Origin of the sequence: Pseudodesulfovibrio sp. JC047 (assembly GCF_010468615.1) — a bacterium.
In the GTDB taxonomy this organism is placed as follows: domain Bacteria; phylum Desulfobacterota; class Desulfovibrionia; order Desulfovibrionales; family Desulfovibrionaceae; genus Pseudodesulfovibrio.
The window spans coordinates 1-16,342 of the sequence record NZ_WUEH01000036.1 but is presented as its reverse complement, the minus strand read 5'-3'; the positions used below and the strand labels follow the sequence as shown (position 1 = coordinate 16,342).

Below are 16,342 nucleotides of genomic sequence, written 5' to 3'. Positions count from 1 at the left end.
ATGGGACATTCATTTTGGGAACTCCCCCCCCCGAAAGTGTTAAGTTTGAGATTACAATCTGCGCCAACAAAAAAACGGCCCCCGCCGGGAGGGCATGGAAGCGGTTCGGGTGCGCAGCACCCACCCTGGCTCCGCGCCAAAGGCGCATTCCTCTCTTTTCTTCTCTTTTTTTCAAGAAAAGTACCGCCGCTGCAAGCGGCATCCCCAGGCACGCTGCAAGCGTCCGTCTTCAGGCACGCTGCTCAAAGCCCCCCACTTATTTGTAGGAGAACGTCCACCCTTGCGGGAGACTGGACGAAAAATCGAATTGAATCGACCCGAGAATTTCCTGAATAAACGGAACGTCTTCAACTGGTCCCTCGACGAGGACCGCTTCACCGTCAATTTCACACAATTTTTTCAACGCATCAACGGCCTGCGACATACTGCCCAGTTGATCGATCAACCCGAGCGCCAACGCCTGCCGACCAGACACACCGCGCCCGTCAGCAATGGCGGCGACCTGCGCCCGATCCATATTCCGCGCTGCTGCCACGTCATCGACAAACTGCTCGTGCAAATCCATCATCAAACCATGCATTTGTTCGCGCTGGGCATCGGAAAGCTCTCGCATGGGCGTCCCAGCCGCCTTGTACTTGCCGGTGGTCAAAACTTCGGGTTTGATCCCCAGCTTTTCCATGGCCTCGGTCACAGTCACAAACTCGGCCATGACCCCGATGGACGCTGTAATCGACCCGGGATTGGCAAAAATAACCCGGGAAGGCACTGATGCATAGTACCCACCAGATGCGGCCACAGACCCGTAGGATGCAACCACGGGCTTGATCGCGTTGAGTTCTGTCACGGCCTGATAAATTTCCTGAGACGGGGCAATGGCTCCGCCCGGCGAGTTCACCCGCAACAACACGCCCTTGATCGAATCATCCCGCTTGAGGGTATGAATCCAGGAAACAATACTCCTGGAGTCAAGGATCGTGCCTTCCACATGAACCACACCTATCTTGTCACCAGAAAGCACGCCCGGCGTCCACCCCATGGAACGAAAAAAGGCCATGACCCCTGAAACAAGGGCCACGGCCAATATGATCATCATCACCCCAAAAAGGAGGGGGTGGCGTTGGGAGAACCGAATTCTGGTTTCTTCCATACGCATGATGGGCTCGCTTTATTTGGTTTCTTCTTCCTCAGCAGCGGCTTCGGCCGGAGCTTCGGTTTCCACAACAGCCTCTTCAGCAACGGCTTCGGGAGCGGCTTCGGGAGCGGCTTCCACAACTTCCTCGGCTTCAGGAGCAACTTCTTGAGGCGTTTCGTTCAGGATCTCGCCAGCAGCTTCTTCAAGCTTCTCGCGGAGCAGGTCGCCCAGAGTGGAACCAGCGTCGATACCGCCGCCACCGAAGGACTTGGACTTGCCGCCACCGGAACGGGAAGGCTCTTCCTTGGTCTGCTTGATGGACAGGCCGAGACGGCGTTCATCAGCGGACACATGGATGACCTTGGCTTCGATCACATCGCCTTCCTTGAACAGCTCGGAGGGGGACTTGATCTTCTTGCGGCTGATCTCAGACACATGAACCAGACCTTCAATACCTTCCTCGACCTCAACAAACAGACCGAAATCAGTAATGTTGGTGACGGTACCGTTGACCTTCTGGCCCACGGGGTACTTGGCAGGAACATGAGACCAGGGGTCTTCGGTCAACTGCTTCACGCCCAAGGTGAACTTCTCGTTCTCCTTGTCGACGGTCAGGACCTTTGCCTGGACGGAATCGCCGGACTTGTAGACTTCCGAAGGGTGACGGATTTTCTTGGTCCAAGAGATATCGGACACGTGGATCAGGCCGTCAATGCCTTCTTCAATACCAATGAACACGCCGAATTCGGTGATGTTCTTGATCGCGCCTTCAAGCACAGTCCCTTCGGGGTACTTCTCAGCCACGACATCCCACGGGTTCGGGGAAATCTGCTTCATGCCGAGAGAGATACGCTTCTTCTCCGGGTCCACGCCGAGCACGATGACTTCCACTTCTTCGCCGACCTTGACCATCTGGGAAGGATGACGGAGCTTGCGGGTCCAGGACATCTCGGAGATGTGAACCAGACCTTCAACGCCGTTCTCCAGCTCAACAAATGCGCCGTAATCAGCGAGATTGGTGATGGTGCCGGTGAAGCGGGACTCTTCGGGGTACTTTTCAGCGATATTTTCCCAAGGATCAGGCACAAGCTGCTTGAGTCCGAGAGAGACCTTCTGACCTTCACGGTCGAAGTTCAAAATCTTCAGTTCGAGATCGTCGCCCAGGTTGACCATTTCCTTGGGATGCTTGATGCGCTTCCAGGACATGTCAGTGATGTGGAGCAGACCGTCGAGGCCGCCGAGGTCGATGAAGACACCGTATTCGGTGATGTTCTTGACCTTACCTTCCACAACCTGGCCCTCTTCGAGGGTGCCGAGCAACTTGTCACGCTGCTCGCTGCGGTGCTCTTCGAGCAGCACACGGCGGGAAACGATGACGTTGGAACGACGGCGGTTGATCTTGAGAATCTTGAAATCAAATTCCTGGTTGACCAGAGCGTCCATGTCAGGGACCGGGCGCAGATCAACATGAGAACCGGGCAGGAAAGCCTCAACGCCACCGAGATCAACGGTGTAACCACCCTTGATACGACGGATGATGCGACCGACGACTTCGCCGTCCTTCTCCTGGAGTTCTTCCAGTTTATCAAAAAGCTGCATCCGCTTGGCCTTGTCACGGGACAAGTAGATGGTGCCTTCGGCTTCGTTTTTGCGGGCGACGAATACGTCAACCTTTTCACCGACTGCGATGGATACGGTTCCATCAGCTTCGGTGAACTCGGAAACGGGAATTTGTCCTTCGGACTTGAAATTCACATCAACGAGCACATAATCCTTGTCGATTTTGACGACTTCACCAGAAACGATGGTGCCTTCGTCCAGATCTCCGAAATCGGAATTGAGATACTCATCAAGAGCATCCGCAAAATTCATTTCCATGTCCATTTCGGGGACTTCAACAGATTCAGTAGTTTTTTCCATGGGTTACCTCCACAACGGACCTCGGGGCAAAGTAGTATTAACGTATATTTTCAAGATGCGAGACCAGCAACACTCGGGTCATCGTTTCCGAGGCAGTCGAGCCCCAGGTATTCGGTCAGTTCGTTCGAACCGCTTCCCGCACCCTTACGCTCCTTCGAAGAAAAAGCTGCAATTCAAACGCATTATACGATAAACTGCCCACCTTTCATAATAAGAAGAGTACTGTACGTAGCGGAATTCCACGAGCCTGTAAACCCTTTTCTGCCAAGGGTTCCGTCTGATTTTCCAGAGACGGATTTGCCCATACGCCTTTGGTCATCTCGGTCTGTCAAAAAAAACGCCCGGCTCGAAAAACGAACCGGGCGATTGCACGTGCTATAAATGGCCGTCTATTGGACGTACACCTTGAGGCGTTGTCCCGCATAGATGGTTCCTCGAGAATTCAAGGAATTCCAGCGACGAAGATCAGAAACCTTAACCCCGAATTTTTGGGAAATGGACGTCAGATTGTCCCCACGCCGCACCTTGTACTTGACCAATTGGGTCTTGACCTTACCGGCATTTTTCACGGCCTGCTTGGTCGCTGCGTTGGAACTGTTGGGGATATACAATTTCTGACCGATCTTAAGTCGACTGGACCGAAGACCGTTGGACCGTTTCAATGTATTCACGGTCGTGCCAAAAACTTGCGAAATGGACCACAGGGTGTCCCCGGAACGGACAACATAATTGCCACGCTTGACCGCGATAGCCCGGGTCTTGGATGAAGATGCGGTCACGGATTTTTTGGAGCCTTTGGCTGGGACCATGACATATTGCCCGGGCTTCAACCGATTGGACCGGGTATTGTTCACATTTTTCAACACGGCGATAGGGACGCCATAGCGACGGGAAATACGCCACCAGGAATCACCGGAGCGCACACGATAGCGGCTGTATCCCGCATAGGGACGAGAACCGGGGTCCGCCAGATAGGCCATCATCGTATCGGCTTTCTTCATGGGCAGATACGCTGTAGCCTTTATGTGTGGTGGGCTGACCTGACGCCGAAACGCCGGGTTATGCGCATGAAATTCCTTCCAACTCATGCCCCCTTCCCGAGCCAACGCCAAAAGGTCGGTTCCACCAGGAATCTTCACTGGCACGACTTCTTCTTCCATTTCCCAGGAAACAGGCTCGAACCCCAGAGAATCGAGGTTCTGAAAGATTTTCGATATGGCGATAAATTTGGGAACGTATTGCTTGGTTTCCTTTTTCAGACGGGTACGACGGGACAATTTACGATTCCTTTCCGTCAATTCGAAAAAGGTGTCGCATTTGGCCTGTTTCAGCGCACGGGAAATCTTACCTTCACCAGCATTATATGCGGCCAGAACAAGATACCAGTCGCCAAATTTCTCATAAAGATGCTTCAAATGACGAGCAGCCGCGTCAGTGGCCTTGTATGGATCACGTCGTTCATCGATCCACCAATCCGATTGAAGCCCATAAATTCGACCAGTCCCGCGCATGAACTGCCACATCCCGCCAGCTCCGGCCCAGGAATAGGCACTCACATTGTATCCGGACTCCACAAACGGCAACAGGACCAGGTCCTGAGGGAGGCCGTACTGGGTGAAGACACGTCGCACATACGGCAAATACGGCTGAGAACGTTTCAGCCACCGCACCATGGTCTTCCGGGCTTTATGCGTGTAGAATGTAAAGAATAATTCCACGTCTTTGGATTCATGCTGTTCAAGGTCGAACAGCAATCCAAAGCGTTGATTGAGCACCGCTTGTTCAGTCTGACTCAGGTGGTCTTCCACGCCTTCGGGGGTGGCAATGATTTCCGGTTCCAGTTCCTCGGCATCCTCCGGAACTTGGCTCTCGAAAAACACTTCCTGCACAGGCAAGGTGGCCTGAGGCGATTTGTTGGCTGTACAGCCCGCCGCAAAGCCTGCAATACACACCGTCATCACAAGCCAATATCCATATTTGAAAACTTTCAAATTATCCTCCAACTTCCGCACTCCGTTACCAGATAAGCCTGATTTATGGAAGTCTAGAAAAAATCTCGACTTCAAGGGGTCCGTGATTATCCTGCTATCGCACCTTGCACAGGATTGCAATAGAAGCGTAAAATGCCTACACGGTGCCCGGGGCACGCGCAACCATGTGCAACTTTTTGCCACACAATTCAAAGGAATACACAAATGCAAAACACTGGCCGGGATAAAAAAGACGGGAAAATTTACGTGGTTGGCAACAAGCCGGTCAAAGAACTTCTCATGGACACACCGCGTAAAGTTGACTTTGTCGCCTTCAGAAAAGGGCGTCGCGATAACGCCATGGAAGAAATTCTCGAGTTATGTCGCACCCAAAAAGTGCCACATAAATCTGTCTCGAGCACGGATCTGGATTATATGTACCGAGGAAATCACCAAGGAATCGCTGCCCGATGTGCCGCTTTGGACTATACCCCACTCGAACAACTTCTCGAAGAGGCGGTCGATGCGCCGCTGCCGCTCATCGTCGCTCTCGATCAGGTGCAGGACACCGGCAACGTGGGCGTGCTGGCCAGAACAGTTCATGCCCTTGGCGGAGCCGGACTCATTGTCTGCCAGCATCATGGAGCCTATCTGGGAGCCGGAGCACTGCGGTCTTCAGCGGGCGCACTCAACAAATTGGCCGTGGCCAAGGTCGGCAACATGGCCAATGCCATGAAGGATTGCGTCAATTATGACTATACGTTGTACGCGGCGCGCATGACCTCGGATTCGGCCAACGTATATACAGCGGACTTGGCTTCCCCCGCCGTTCTGGTCCTTGGCAACGAAGAAAAGGGCATACGCCCAGGGGTGTCCAAATACTGTCATCACAGCCTGCATGTCCCGTTTTTGCGACAATTCGACTCGCTGAATGTGGCACAGGCCGGGGCGATCATCGTATCGGAATTCGCCCGACGTCTGGGATAAGGCCGTTCACGGAAGCGCACGTCTCGGTTGTCAATAACCGCCTCTGAAAAAGCCCGGAAAATTGAATTTTCCGGGCTTTTTTTACAACAAAAAAACAGCAGCATCACAACGATTCGAATTCCAAATGTTCCTTGTACAATCGATAGTTATCGATGCCCACAAAATAATCGGGATCGGCCAGCACATTCACGACACAGATTTTCTGAGCCCGTTTGACGAGCCGGACACAATCCGTACTCAAATGCCAAAGGTGAATGGATTTCCCCACGCGATGATATTTCTCGGCAACCGTATTGATCGCCTCAATGGCAGATTGATCCATGATTCTGGATTCCTGAAAATCAATGATGACCTCTTCGGGATCGTCCTGCACCGAAAACTGCCGGAGGAAAAGCGAAGTGGAAGCAAAAAACAGTGGTCCATGAATGGTGTAATGCTTAATTCCATGTGTATCCACTTTGGATTCAACGCGAATTCGAGCGGCATTTTTCCAGGCAAAGGTCAACGCTGAAACGACCACGCCACACAGCACGGCAACGGCCAGATCATATCGCACCGTCAACACGGTCACCAACACGATAACCAACACATCCCATTTGGGAATTTTATTCATGATATTGAATGTGCTCCAGGCAAAGGTCTTGATGACCACGATGAACATGACACCGACCAGTGCAGCGATGGGGATCTGTTCAATATACTGCGATGTGAACAGAATGAAAAACAGCAAGGCCCCGGCCGCAACAATGCCGGACAAACGGCCTCTGCCGCCGGATGTCACATTAATCATACTCTGCCCGATCATGGCACATCCGCCCATGCCGCCAAAAAGTCCGTTGACGAAGTTGGCGATTCCCTGAGCCATGCACTCCCGATTGCCGGAGCCGCGTGTTTCCGTCAATTCATCGATAAGCGACAAGGTCATCAGGGATTCGATCAATCCGATAGCGGCCAGAATGAGTGCGTATGGCGTGATAAACACCACGGTTTCCATGGTGAACGGCACGCTCGGAATGGCAAACGAAGGGAGTCCGGCCTTGATGCCGGTTCCACCGTTGGATTGAATGAAAGACAGCACCGTCTGAGTGTCTATCTGAGTAAAAACAACCAATAGGGACACGGCAATGATGGCGATAAGCGCACCCGGAGCCTTTGCGGACACTTTGGGCACAACGGTCAGAATCGCCATGGTCAGGACGACTAAACCGGCCATGGTCCACAAAGACGGTCCCTGCAACCATGCGCCACCGGACTGAAACATTTTCAATTGGGACAGAAAAATGACAATGGCCAGCCCGTTGACAAACCCCATCATCACAGACCGGGGCACCATGCGGATGAATTTGCCGAGGTGAAAGACACCGGCAAGGACTTGGAAAACACCGACAAGCAGCAGCGTACAAAACAGATAGTTCAGACCGGCATGGGAACCAGGACCCCCAAGCGCATTTCCTTCAAGCACCAAGTTGACCATGACGACCGCCATGGCTCCCGTGGCACCGGAGATCATCCCGGGACGGCCACCCAACACAGCGGTAATAAGACACATCATGAACGCGCCATACAGGCCGATTATGGGAGAAATGCCCGCGACAAACGAAAAGGCCACGGCTTCGGGGACAAGGGCCAGAGCAACGGTCAGCCCGGAAAAAATATCGGCCTGAACACTGCCATCGGTGCCGGCCACAGAGAGAGAAGGTGTTTCCACAAAAAATCCTTTCATCGGTTGAGAGAGTATCGTCCGCATACAGCGGCAACAGCAATGGGCACACACCGGGCATATCCCGGTGCAGACAAGGGTGACGAGCCTGGTCAGGCCGTCTGCTGAAATGGAGGCATTACATTATGAAAAACACGACGAAGGACTGAAAACCGGAACGTCAAGAAGGCGTCCATAACTCTGCAAACTTTCAAGCGGCGTGCTCTATGACCAATATCTCGAAGGGAGTCAACCGTTCCGCTTGGCGAAAAGATAATTTCCCGACAAAAAGCGGATGAAAATCATTTTCCCCGAATATGAATCAACAAAACGAAAGTCTTTTCGCCTCTGGAAGAGACCAGACACACTTCCACCCACAAAAAAAACAGTTTTCCGTGCCTCCCTGTCATCACTCGCATACAGGCAAAATTGACGACACAAATCGTGTTTCGACCTCGCAAATTTGCGCCTTCCTTCTTGCGCTCGCCGCAACCTTCAGATAGGTTCTCCAGATCACGATGTCCTTCAGGTGGCCACAGGCCATAACAGGGAATCCGGTGTAAAACCGGAGCGGTCCCGCCGCTGTAATCCTCTTTGAATATCATTCCAGAAAGCCACTGCTGTCATGTGGGAAGGCGGAATGTTTGAGGAAAGCCAGAAGACCTACCTGAAGCGTTTCTGTCGGTGACGGTCCGCGGAATCCGTACACGGACACGAAAGTTCATACCAGATAACAGTTGCCTGATTCTCTGCGGTCCTGCCGCGTCAATCATACCGGCAACAGGGCAAACAACGCGACGCCGAATCATCCCGGTGTTGCTCCCTTCCGCATGAGACTGTTTGCCACAGGAAATTTATGCCAATTCAGATTCAAAAACGTGACGGTTGTATCGAGACCTGGTCAACCAAACGCATCGGCGAAGCCATTTTCAAGGCCCTCAAGGGGAGTGGTATCAAAGACCCACTGCTCGCAAATAGACTGGCCAAAAAAGTTGAAAAAAGACTCGACGGTGTTGACGTTCCCGAACAGGAACAAGTGCAGGACATGGTCCAACAGGTGCTCATGGAAGCCCGGTTGTACAAGGTCGCTGAACGCTACATCATATACAGAGAAAAACGCAGAGAACTGCGCACACAAAACGACGCCTATCTCGACATTTCCGGCGTGACTGAAAGCTATCTGGACAACGTGGATTGGCGCGTGAGCGAAAACTCCAATATGGTCCACTCCTATCAGGGGCTCATTCTGCACATGGCTGGCGCGGTGCAGGCCCGATACATGTTGGAAAAGTATCCCGAAGAAGTCCGCATGGCCCACACCCACGGCTATTTCCACATCCATGACTTATCCTTTGGACTGGCCGGATATTGCTCTGGTTGGAGCCTGCGGGACCTGTTGCTGGAAGGATTCAACCTGCGGGATCGCTGCTCATCCACCCCGGCCAAGCATTTTGACTCGGCCTGCGGCCAGATCGTCAACTTCCTCGGCACGCTGCAAAACGAATGGGCCGGAGCACAGGCGTTCAACAATGTGGACACCTATCTCGCACCTTTCATTCGGTACGACGGTCTGAGCTACGAAACCGTCAAACAGCAGATTCAAAAGCTGCTGCACAACCTGAACGCCACGTCCCGCTGGGGCGGTCAAAGCCCGTTCACCAACTTCACCTTCGATTTCGTGCCACCGTCTCACATTGCCAAGGAAGCCATCATCATCGGCGGCAAGTTGCAGGATTCCACCTATGGCGAATACGCCGAGGAAATGGCCATGATCAACCGGGCGTTCCTGGAAGTCATGATCGAGGGCGATGCCGATGGCCGCATCTTCTCCTTCCCCATCCCCACGTACAACGTGACCAAGGATTTCCCCTGGGAATCCGATGAAGGCAAGCTGCTGCTCAAGATGACTGCCAAGTACGGCGCACCATACTTCCAGAACTTCATCAATTCCGATCTCAACCCGGAAGATGTCCGTTCCATGTGCTGCCGTCTCCAGATGGACCTGCGGGAAATTCGCAAAAAGACCGGCGGTCTGTTCGGTGCAGGCGACCTGACCGGCTCCATCGGCGTGGTCACACTGAACCTGTCCAAACTCGCGTATTTGGCGCACAACGAAGAAGACTTCCTCGATCTTGTGACCGAATATGCGCATCTGGCCAGTGAATCGCTGGAATTCAAACGCAAAGTCGTTGAAAAGAACCTGAACGCCGGGATGTTCCCATTCTCCCGCCGGTACTTGAAAAACGGCTTTAAGGGGCACTTCTCCACCATCGGTCTCATCGGTGGTCATGAAGCATGCATGAACCTGCTCGGCAAAGGGGTGAATACCGAATCCGGCTCAAACCTGATGCAGCGCACGCTCAACCTGTTGCGCAAACTGGTCGTCGAATTCCAGGAAGGAACCGGCAACCTGTACAACCTTGAAGCCACACCGGGCGAAGGCACCTGCTATCGTCTGGCCAAGATCGACAAGGAATTGTATTCCGACATCTACACTTCGGGCGACAAGACGCCATATTATACCAACTCCACGCTGCTGCCTGTCGGCTCCAGTTCGGACGTCTTCTTTGCCTTGGAACACCAAGACAAGTTGCAGACGTTGTATAACGGCGGGACCGTGTTCCACACCTTCCTGGGTGAAGCTGCTCCGGATGAAGAAAGCGTCAAAAACTTCCTCATCAAGGCCATGACCAAGACCAAAATTCCGTACATTTCCGTCACGCCGACCTTTTCGGTCTGCGAAGATCACGGATACATCTACGGCGAGCACTTCCAGTGCCCGACCTGCAACAAGGAAACCGAAGTCTACACCCGGGTGGTCGGCTATTACCGCCCCGTCAATCGGTGGAACAAAGGGAAGCAGGAAGAGTACAAGGACCGTCTTGAGTATTCCCAGCAAACCTTTTGCGAAACCGCCTAAACAGCGTTCATAGGGCACGTCGATGATTCTTGATGCCAATCAACTGATTGCGATCCGTCAAAGCAACGACGAGGAACTGCGCAGGGGAAACCGTGGGACACACGGGTATCCGGCCCACACGGTCCAAAACCTGTTGCACACCATCGAAGCCTTGAAAAAGGAAAAACGCAAATGGAAGAAGCTGGCACAAGCACGCGGCAAGGCGCTGCATGAAATCAACGACATCGCCGCAGGGACAAATGGTTCTCGCGAATGATTCCCTGCCGTTTCATTGAACAACACGGGCCTGCGATCACATGATCGCAGGCCCTTTCCTTTGAGGGGAAGACAATGGACAGCGTCCTATCCAGCGTCCATGAAAACAGGTGATTCAGCCAATGAATCCAATAATCGGGCAACCGTTGCGTCCACCATGTCCCTTTCTGGAAGATTCAGGACCGAAGCGTTCATCATCTGTCGATCCTGCAAACCGGAAAGAGCGGGAATGGAAAGCGACCATTCGGGAAGACCATCCAGAACGGGAATTTCACCTCCGACATAGCGATTGACCACCAATGCCTGATTGGTCAGGCCAAGATCGGCGGCCATGCGCCCCACGACCGCGCCGGTCTGCAAGCTGCGCATGGATGGTTCCGACACGATCACCAGCCCGTCCACATGGGTGGCGGTCCCTCGACCCAGATGTTCCACCCCGGCCTCCAAATCGACCAGCACCCATTCATCCCGGTCCATGACAATATGTGCCAGCACCGCCTTCAAGAGAGCATTGGCATCACACGCGCACCCGCCGCCCGCATTGGTCACCGCTCCCATGACCAGCAACCGTTTGTGACCAGGCGTTACCCCCGGCGCGGGATCGCCTCCGAGCGGCACGTCAACGGCCAGCTCGTCCGGCAAATCGCCCACCTCCGGATTCAGATTCAAAAATCCCCCGGCGTGGATACGTTCACGCACCAAATCTTTTCGCTGAATAAGCGGTTGAGGCAACTGGTCAGGAGACAGTCCGGAAGCCTGTCCCAACGACAGCGCGGTATCCGCGTCCACCAACCACACGTTCTTTCCGTTTCGGGCCAACCAATCCGCTGTCCACGCTGCCAGGGAGGTTTTGCCAACCCCACCTTTTCCGGCAAAAGCTATCTTCATGAAACGACCTCCGAAGACACACCATCTTAAAAAAAACTTGAACCCCGTCACGGTATCAGAGGAAAGACGAATTAAAGGACAGAGAAAGAAAATGTCCTCCCCTTCCCTGCCCGTCATAGTTTTTCCTACTCGCTTAACCCAAGCGCCTTGCGTTTGGCCTTGATCCGTTCATCGAACATCTCGGCGGTCTTGACCGCGTCTGATTCAATGAAAAAGGACGCGCCTACCAGATCTTCCAGCCCGGAAACAGCCAGATTCGTCACGGTTTCGGACCCGAGAATATTCGGCGGATGGCCAAGATGGGTATAGATACCCGACGCCACGGCGTAGAGACCAATGGACGCAGCCTTTTCCGAATACCACTCCGGCGACGACGCGCCCACGGGCAAATCGGAAATATCCACGTTCAACGCCTTGGCCAAGGCTCCGCACAACTGGATGATACGGGCGTTGTCCACACAGGACCCATAGTGCAAAACCGGCGGGACACCGAGTGCTCCACAGATTTTCTTCAACCCTGGACCGGCCATTTCAATGGCTTCTGGCACCAACAATCCGGCCTTGCCTGCGGCGGTGGTCACACACCCCGTGACCAACACGAGAATATCTCGCTTGATAAGCTCTTTGGCCAGCCCCACATTGAGGGAATCGTGTTTGATCTTGGGATTGTTGCAGCCGACAATACCGACCGCACCGCGAATGTCACCATCGGCAATGGCCTTGACCAATGGATCAAGCGACCCGCCCAACGCTTCGATAACGGCTTCGTTGGAAAATCCGGTCATGACCTCAATGGGTTCACCCGGAATTTCCACCCGGCTCGGATCACGTTCGGCAAAGGCTTCGACGGCGATGGACACAATTTTCCGTGCCTGTTCCAAGGCGGTATGCGGTTCAAAATCAAAATGAATCGCGCCAGTGAAACGGGCCTTTTCCGTGGTGTCGATAAACTTGGTATGATAACAGCCGGAAACCTGGATAAGGCTCGGCATAATACATTGATAATCAACCACAACAGCCTCGACCGCGCCGGTGATGATCGCCAATTCGGTCATGAGATGGTTGCCCGCCATGGGAATGCCCTTCCGCATGAGCAACTCATTGCCGGTACAGCACAATCCGGCAATATTGATACCGTTGGCACCGAGTTCCTTGGCGCGCGCCACGATTTCCGGTTCACGAGCAGCGGCCAGAATCATTTCAGACACCACGGGGCTGTGCCCGTGTACCAGCAGGTTGACCATGTCTTCTTTTATGACTGCGAGATTGGCGGTAGACCGGCTCGGAGTCGGGGTCCCGAAAAGAACATCCGACAATTCAGTGCCAATCATGGACCCACCCCAGCCGTCGGCCAGTGCGGTCCGGGCCGCATGAATCATCGTATTGGCCGCATCATTATCAACGCCCATGTGCGTGCGGTGCATCATTTCCGCGATTTCGCGATCAACACCGCGCGGGGTCATGCCCAGCTTGGCCCACTTTTCCTTGCGGACATCCGGCACCCGGGACAACAGGGAAATGGATTTCTTGCGAGATCCGAAATCCCCGAAAAAACATTCCGCGAGGTCACTGGCGACTTCCATGCTTTCACGACCTTCGGTTTCGATGCCGACCTCTCCGGCAAGCCGAAGCATCTTGGCTTCATCGGTAATTTTGTAATGTGGCGCATCACCCTGAACAAGGGCTTCGAAAACTTCCATCAGATCGCGTCCATGATCCGAATGTGCAGCCGCGCCACCAGTCACGAACCGGCCAAAGTTCCGGGCGACGATCACATCGGCATCAGCCCCACAGACGCCACGGGGCCGTTTTTCGCTGACGCGACACGGTCCCATGGTACAGTTCCGACAGGTGGTTCCCAGTTCACAAAATTTACAGTGTGGAGTTTGCTGTTCCAAACGGTCATAAACGGTCTCGACTCCTTCCCGTTTCGCTTTTCGCAGCATTGCCTTGGCATCTTCCCAAATGGTCAATTCATCGATCGATCTTGGTTCTCTGGCCATACTTTTCTCCTTTTCCTGATTTCCCGGGCAGTGGTCGGCGTGGCCCGGAGGACTCGCAAAAAACCGTATACTGCCTTGGTGAATACACCATTCAAAAAGATGTGTATGTCAGATAGCCGACAAATGACGCGAAAAAAGGCATAATCAGACCGTTTTTCACCCCTATTCCCCAATAGCCGAATGCAAGGCATCCACATCCGGGATAAAATAGGTTCCACGTCCTCGTTTTTCCATGAGTCCGGAACGTTCCATGTTATTGAGTAGAGTCGAAACCGTTTGCCGGGACGCACCCAAAAGCTGCCCGAGTTGTTCAATCGTCAAATCCAGATTGAGCAGCAGACCGTCCCCGTCGGGAATGCCCGTTTCCCGCGCTTCGCGTTCAATGTAATCCCGCAAACGATTATAAATGTCCTTGAACGCCAGGCTGCCGATAATGGAAAAGGAATTCTGCAAGATATGCCCCAGAACACGGACCATGGTCCGGGTGAAAAGCGGCACCTCGGTCATCCACCGTTTCACGGATTGGACATCGGCCACTAACAAATCCACATCTTCAAAAGCCTGGACAAAGCATCCGGCGTGGGTGGAGTACAAATCGCCTGGATTCAAGATACCCAGGGTAAATTCCTTGTCTTCATAGGCCAGATAGACACGCACCCGCCCCCGGGCGATGATAAAGACTTCATTGTCCGAGACATCCGGTCGAAAAACGACATTGCCCTTGGGAAACGTCTGTTCATGGAAAACGGCCCGCAATTCCGCCAATTCGGGCCGGACCAATTCATCGAGCAAATTCACGCCTGAAAATTTCATATGACTCCCCATTTTGTCTCATACATAGCATGCAAAACAACGAGCTGCCAATTGAGGACTTTCCCCTTGCCCAACAGGCTTTTTTTGTTGCCCTCAGGGCCAAAATGGCCAATAGTCGCACGGTGAACAAAAAAGCACTTTTCCATACAAGCCTCCTCATCTTCACGGCTCTGGCGATATCTCCGCGACCTCTTTTCGCTGGCTACCCAGAATGGCCAGTGCCCAAAATCTGTGTTTTCGGTATGCCCTACATCGGCAGTGCCATCCAGAAAGGGAATTCAGGTCTCCTGACCGACATCTTGATCCGGGTCTACGAACCCGAAGGCTATGAACTGATCCATCAGGAAGTACCGTACACCCGTGCGATCAAGGCTCTCCAATCCGGCGTCATCAACTGCACGCTCGACATCGAGACTCAACGCACAGATGTGCTTCATGGTCGTCACGCGCTCGCCATGTACACCATGGCTGTCATGTCTCTCCGGGGCACCACGTACACGGGGCTGGATTCTCTGGCCGGAAAAAAGGTCGCGTATCTTCACGGGTATGATTTCAAATCCCTGCTTCCCGTCCGATTCACCCCCCGTCAAACCTATGATTTGAGTTCCGCCATCGAAATGCTGGATCGAAAAACCATTGATTTTGTCATCGACGACAGGACACTCCTCAAGGAAGCGATGGACGAAGCCCAACTTCCCTCCACAAAATTCACCATCACCCCGCTCGCGAGCATGAAAGCACATCTCATTTTCCCCCCGACTCCGCAGGGACGTTTATTCCGAAACATCTATGACCGACGTATTCCGGAAATGATTAATTCAGGCGAATTGCAAAAAATCATGCGGGAACATCAGATTTCTGACGCCAGCATCAAAAAACTGCTCAAGGCCAACGCCCGGTGACACCGATGAGTGAATACAGTTGCACGGCCTCTCTGTACGACCCGATTGTCGGTCCGGCATTACGGTCCATGCATCGTGCCATGGTCAGGCATCTCACCCGCACTGCAGTTGATTCACTCGTTGATCTCTGTTGTGGGACCGGATTACTTGTTGGCATGACCAATTCCGCCGGGATACCGAGTACAGGGGTGGATATTTCCCGCTCAATGTTGGCCGTGGCTCGTGCCAAGCGTCCCCACGGTGTCTTCATCCGCGAAGACGCCACGTCGCTGAGTTTTGACGACAGCACCTTTGCTGCGGCCACACTCAGTTTCGCTCTTCACGAAAAGCCCTTCGGTCTCGGCTGTGCCATTCTCACGGAAGCGGTGCGGGTGGTCCAACCGGGTGGTCAGATTCTCATCGCCGATTATGCCACGCCACCCGCTGGGGTTTCACCGTGGACGCACCGGATCATTCGGCTCATTGAACGGATTGCAGGAAAAGATCACCATCGATACTTCAAGGAATACATGGCCCGCAACGGCATGGAAGCCCTCTTCAGTGAAACCGGTCTGAAAGGCCACCACATTGAGACCCACCTCAGCGGGTGGGGGGCACTCTATCAGATTATGTGTTGAGGGGGGGGGCTTCGAGCAGCCGGCCTTTTGAGAAAAGGGGATGCCGCTTGCAGCGTGCCAAAATAAGGATGCTTGCAACGTTCTTAAAAAAGGACGCTCGCAGCGGCGGTGCCTTTTGGAGAGAAAAAAAGAGAGGAATGCGCCTTTGGCGCGGAGCCAGGGTGGGTGCTGCGCACCCGAACCGCTTCCATGCCCTCCCGGCGGGGGCCGTTTTTTTGTTGGGGCAAATTGTCAAA

General features: G+C 53.5%; 14 protein-coding genes and 1 riboswitch. Of the genes, 6 read left to right on the top strand and 8 right to left on the bottom strand.

Translation table 11 applies throughout. The annotated features are described in order from the left end of the window. Window positions 1–256 precede the first annotated feature (256 nt). The 3 genes from sppA to GO013_RS16215 form a co-directional block, all read right to left on the bottom strand. Window positions 257–1,153 (bottom strand): signal peptide peptidase SppA, encoded by an 897-nt coding sequence (gene sppA / locus GO013_RS16225; protein ID WP_163813002.1) that lies wholly within the window; start codon window positions 1,151–1,153, stop codon window positions 257–259. A 12-nt stretch (window positions 1,154–1,165) separates the two neighbouring features. Next, window positions 1,166–3,052, bottom strand: a complete 1,887-nt coding sequence (locus GO013_RS16220) for a 30S ribosomal protein S1 (RefSeq protein WP_163813001.1) — start codon at window positions 3,050–3,052, stop codon at window positions 1,166–1,168. A gap of 389 nt (window positions 3,053–3,441) precedes the next feature. Next, window positions 3,442–5,043 carry a lytic transglycosylase domain-containing protein gene (locus tag GO013_RS16215; protein WP_239057927.1) on the bottom strand — a complete coding sequence of 534 codons (1,602 nt, stop codon included), beginning with the start codon at window positions 5,041–5,043 and terminating at the stop codon, window positions 3,442–3,444. Window positions 5,044–5,247: 204 nt separating this feature from the next. Here GO013_RS16215 and GO013_RS16210 point away from each other — a divergent pair, with 204 nt between their 5' ends. Beyond that, on the top strand, window positions 5,248–6,009 hold the full coding sequence (locus GO013_RS16210) for an RNA methyltransferase (RefSeq protein ID WP_163812999.1): 762 nt from the start codon (window positions 5,248–5,250) through the stop codon (window positions 6,007–6,009). Window positions 6,010–6,112: 103 nt separating this feature from the next. Here GO013_RS16210 and GO013_RS16205 read toward each other — a convergent pair whose 3' ends face one another. Continuing rightward, entirely contained in the window at window positions 6,113–7,717 is a 1,605-nt protein-coding gene (locus tag GO013_RS16205; protein ID WP_343219592.1) for a SulP family inorganic anion transporter, read from the bottom strand. A 501-nt stretch (window positions 7,718–8,218) separates the two neighbouring features. Then, window positions 8,219–8,394, top strand: a riboswitch (cobalamin riboswitch). 170 nt (window positions 8,395–8,564) lie between these two features. On the opposite strand from GO013_RS16205, the gene GO013_RS16200 reads away from it, so the two are divergent. Beyond that, window positions 8,565–10,628: a ribonucleoside triphosphate reductase gene (locus GO013_RS16200; RefSeq protein WP_163812995.1), complete on the top strand. Its 2,064-nt coding sequence runs from the start codon at window positions 8,565–8,567 to the stop codon at window positions 10,626–10,628. Between the two features lie 22 nt (window positions 10,629–10,650). Next, window positions 10,651–10,884: a hypothetical protein gene (locus GO013_RS16195; protein WP_163812993.1), complete on the top strand. Its 234-nt coding sequence runs from the start codon at window positions 10,651–10,653 to the stop codon at window positions 10,882–10,884. A gap of 86 nt (window positions 10,885–10,970) precedes the next feature. Here GO013_RS16195 and GO013_RS16190 read toward each other — a convergent pair whose 3' ends face one another. From GO013_RS16190 to GO013_RS16175, 4 genes are all read right to left on the bottom strand, one after another. Then, window positions 10,971–11,771: an ArsA-related P-loop ATPase gene (locus GO013_RS16190; RefSeq protein ID WP_163812991.1), complete on the bottom strand. Its 801-nt coding sequence runs from the start codon at window positions 11,769–11,771 to the stop codon at window positions 10,971–10,973. A gap of 125 nt (window positions 11,772–11,896) precedes the next feature. Continuing rightward, the gene (gene cooS, locus GO013_RS16185; RefSeq protein ID WP_163812989.1) at window positions 11,897–13,774 is read right to left on the bottom strand and encodes an anaerobic carbon-monoxide dehydrogenase catalytic subunit; all 1,878 of its coding nucleotides are present in this window, start codon (window positions 13,772–13,774) and stop codon (window positions 11,897–11,899) included. 162 nt (window positions 13,775–13,936) lie between these two features. Then, a complete protein-coding gene (locus tag GO013_RS16180) occupies window positions 13,937–14,587 on the bottom strand; it encodes a Crp/Fnr family transcriptional regulator (RefSeq protein WP_163812987.1) in 651 nt (216 codons plus the stop codon). Then, the gene (locus GO013_RS16175; RefSeq protein WP_163812985.1) at window positions 14,584–14,733 is read right to left on the bottom strand and encodes a hypothetical protein; all 150 of its coding nucleotides are present in this window, start codon (window positions 14,731–14,733) and stop codon (window positions 14,584–14,586) included. The genes GO013_RS16180 and GO013_RS16175 overlap by 4 nt, the downstream gene beginning before the upstream one ends. A 72-nt stretch (window positions 14,734–14,805) precedes the next feature. Here GO013_RS16175 and GO013_RS16170 point away from each other — a divergent pair, with 72 nt between their 5' ends. From GO013_RS16170 to GO013_RS17075, 3 genes are all read left to right on the top strand, one after another. Next, complete coding sequence (locus tag GO013_RS16170; RefSeq protein WP_163812983.1) at window positions 14,806–15,489, top strand: transporter substrate-binding domain-containing protein; 684 nt, start codon at window positions 14,806–14,808, stop codon at window positions 15,487–15,489. Window positions 15,490–15,494: 5 nt separating this feature from the next. Then, entirely contained in the window at window positions 15,495–16,106 is a 612-nt protein-coding gene (locus GO013_RS16165; protein WP_163812981.1) for a methyltransferase domain-containing protein, read from the top strand. A 47-nt stretch (window positions 16,107–16,153) separates the two neighbouring features. Further along, on the top strand, window positions 16,154–16,342 hold a 189-nt coding region (locus GO013_RS17075), incomplete at its 3' end, for a hypothetical protein (protein WP_203529684.1).

Excerpts from the sequence above, each read along its gene's own strand:
- GO013_RS16220 (WP_163813001.1), bottom strand. The coding sequence starts at position 3,052 with ATGGAAAAAACTACTGAATCTGTTGAAGTCCCCGAAATGGACATGGAA.
- sppA (WP_163813002.1), bottom strand. The coding sequence starts at position 1,153 with ATGCGTATGGAAGAAACCAGAATTCGGTTCTCCCAACGCCACCCCCTC.
- GO013_RS16195 (WP_163812993.1), top strand. The coding sequence starts at position 10,651 with ATGATTCTTGATGCCAATCAACTGATTGCGATCCGTCAAAGCAACGAC.
- GO013_RS16180 (WP_163812987.1), bottom strand. The coding sequence starts at position 14,587 with ATGAAATTTTCAGGCGTGAATTTGCTCGATGAATTGGTCCGGCCCGAA.
- cooS (WP_163812989.1), bottom strand. The coding sequence starts at position 13,774 with ATGGCCAGAGAACCAAGATCGATCGATGAATTGACCATTTGGGAAGAT.
- GO013_RS16190 (WP_163812991.1), bottom strand. The coding sequence starts at position 11,771 with ATGAAGATAGCTTTTGCCGGAAAAGGTGGGGTTGGCAAAACCTCCCTG.
- GO013_RS16175 (WP_163812985.1), bottom strand. The coding sequence starts at position 14,733 with ATGGAAAAGTGCTTTTTTGTTCACCGTGCGACTATTGGCCATTTTGGC.
- GO013_RS16200 (WP_163812995.1), top strand. The coding sequence starts at position 8,565 with ATGCCAATTCAGATTCAAAAACGTGACGGTTGTATCGAGACCTGGTCA.
- GO013_RS16210 (WP_163812999.1), top strand. The coding sequence starts at position 5,248 with ATGCAAAACACTGGCCGGGATAAAAAAGACGGGAAAATTTACGTGGTT.
- GO013_RS16165 (WP_163812981.1), top strand. The coding sequence starts at position 15,495 with ATGAGTGAATACAGTTGCACGGCCTCTCTGTACGACCCGATTGTCGGT.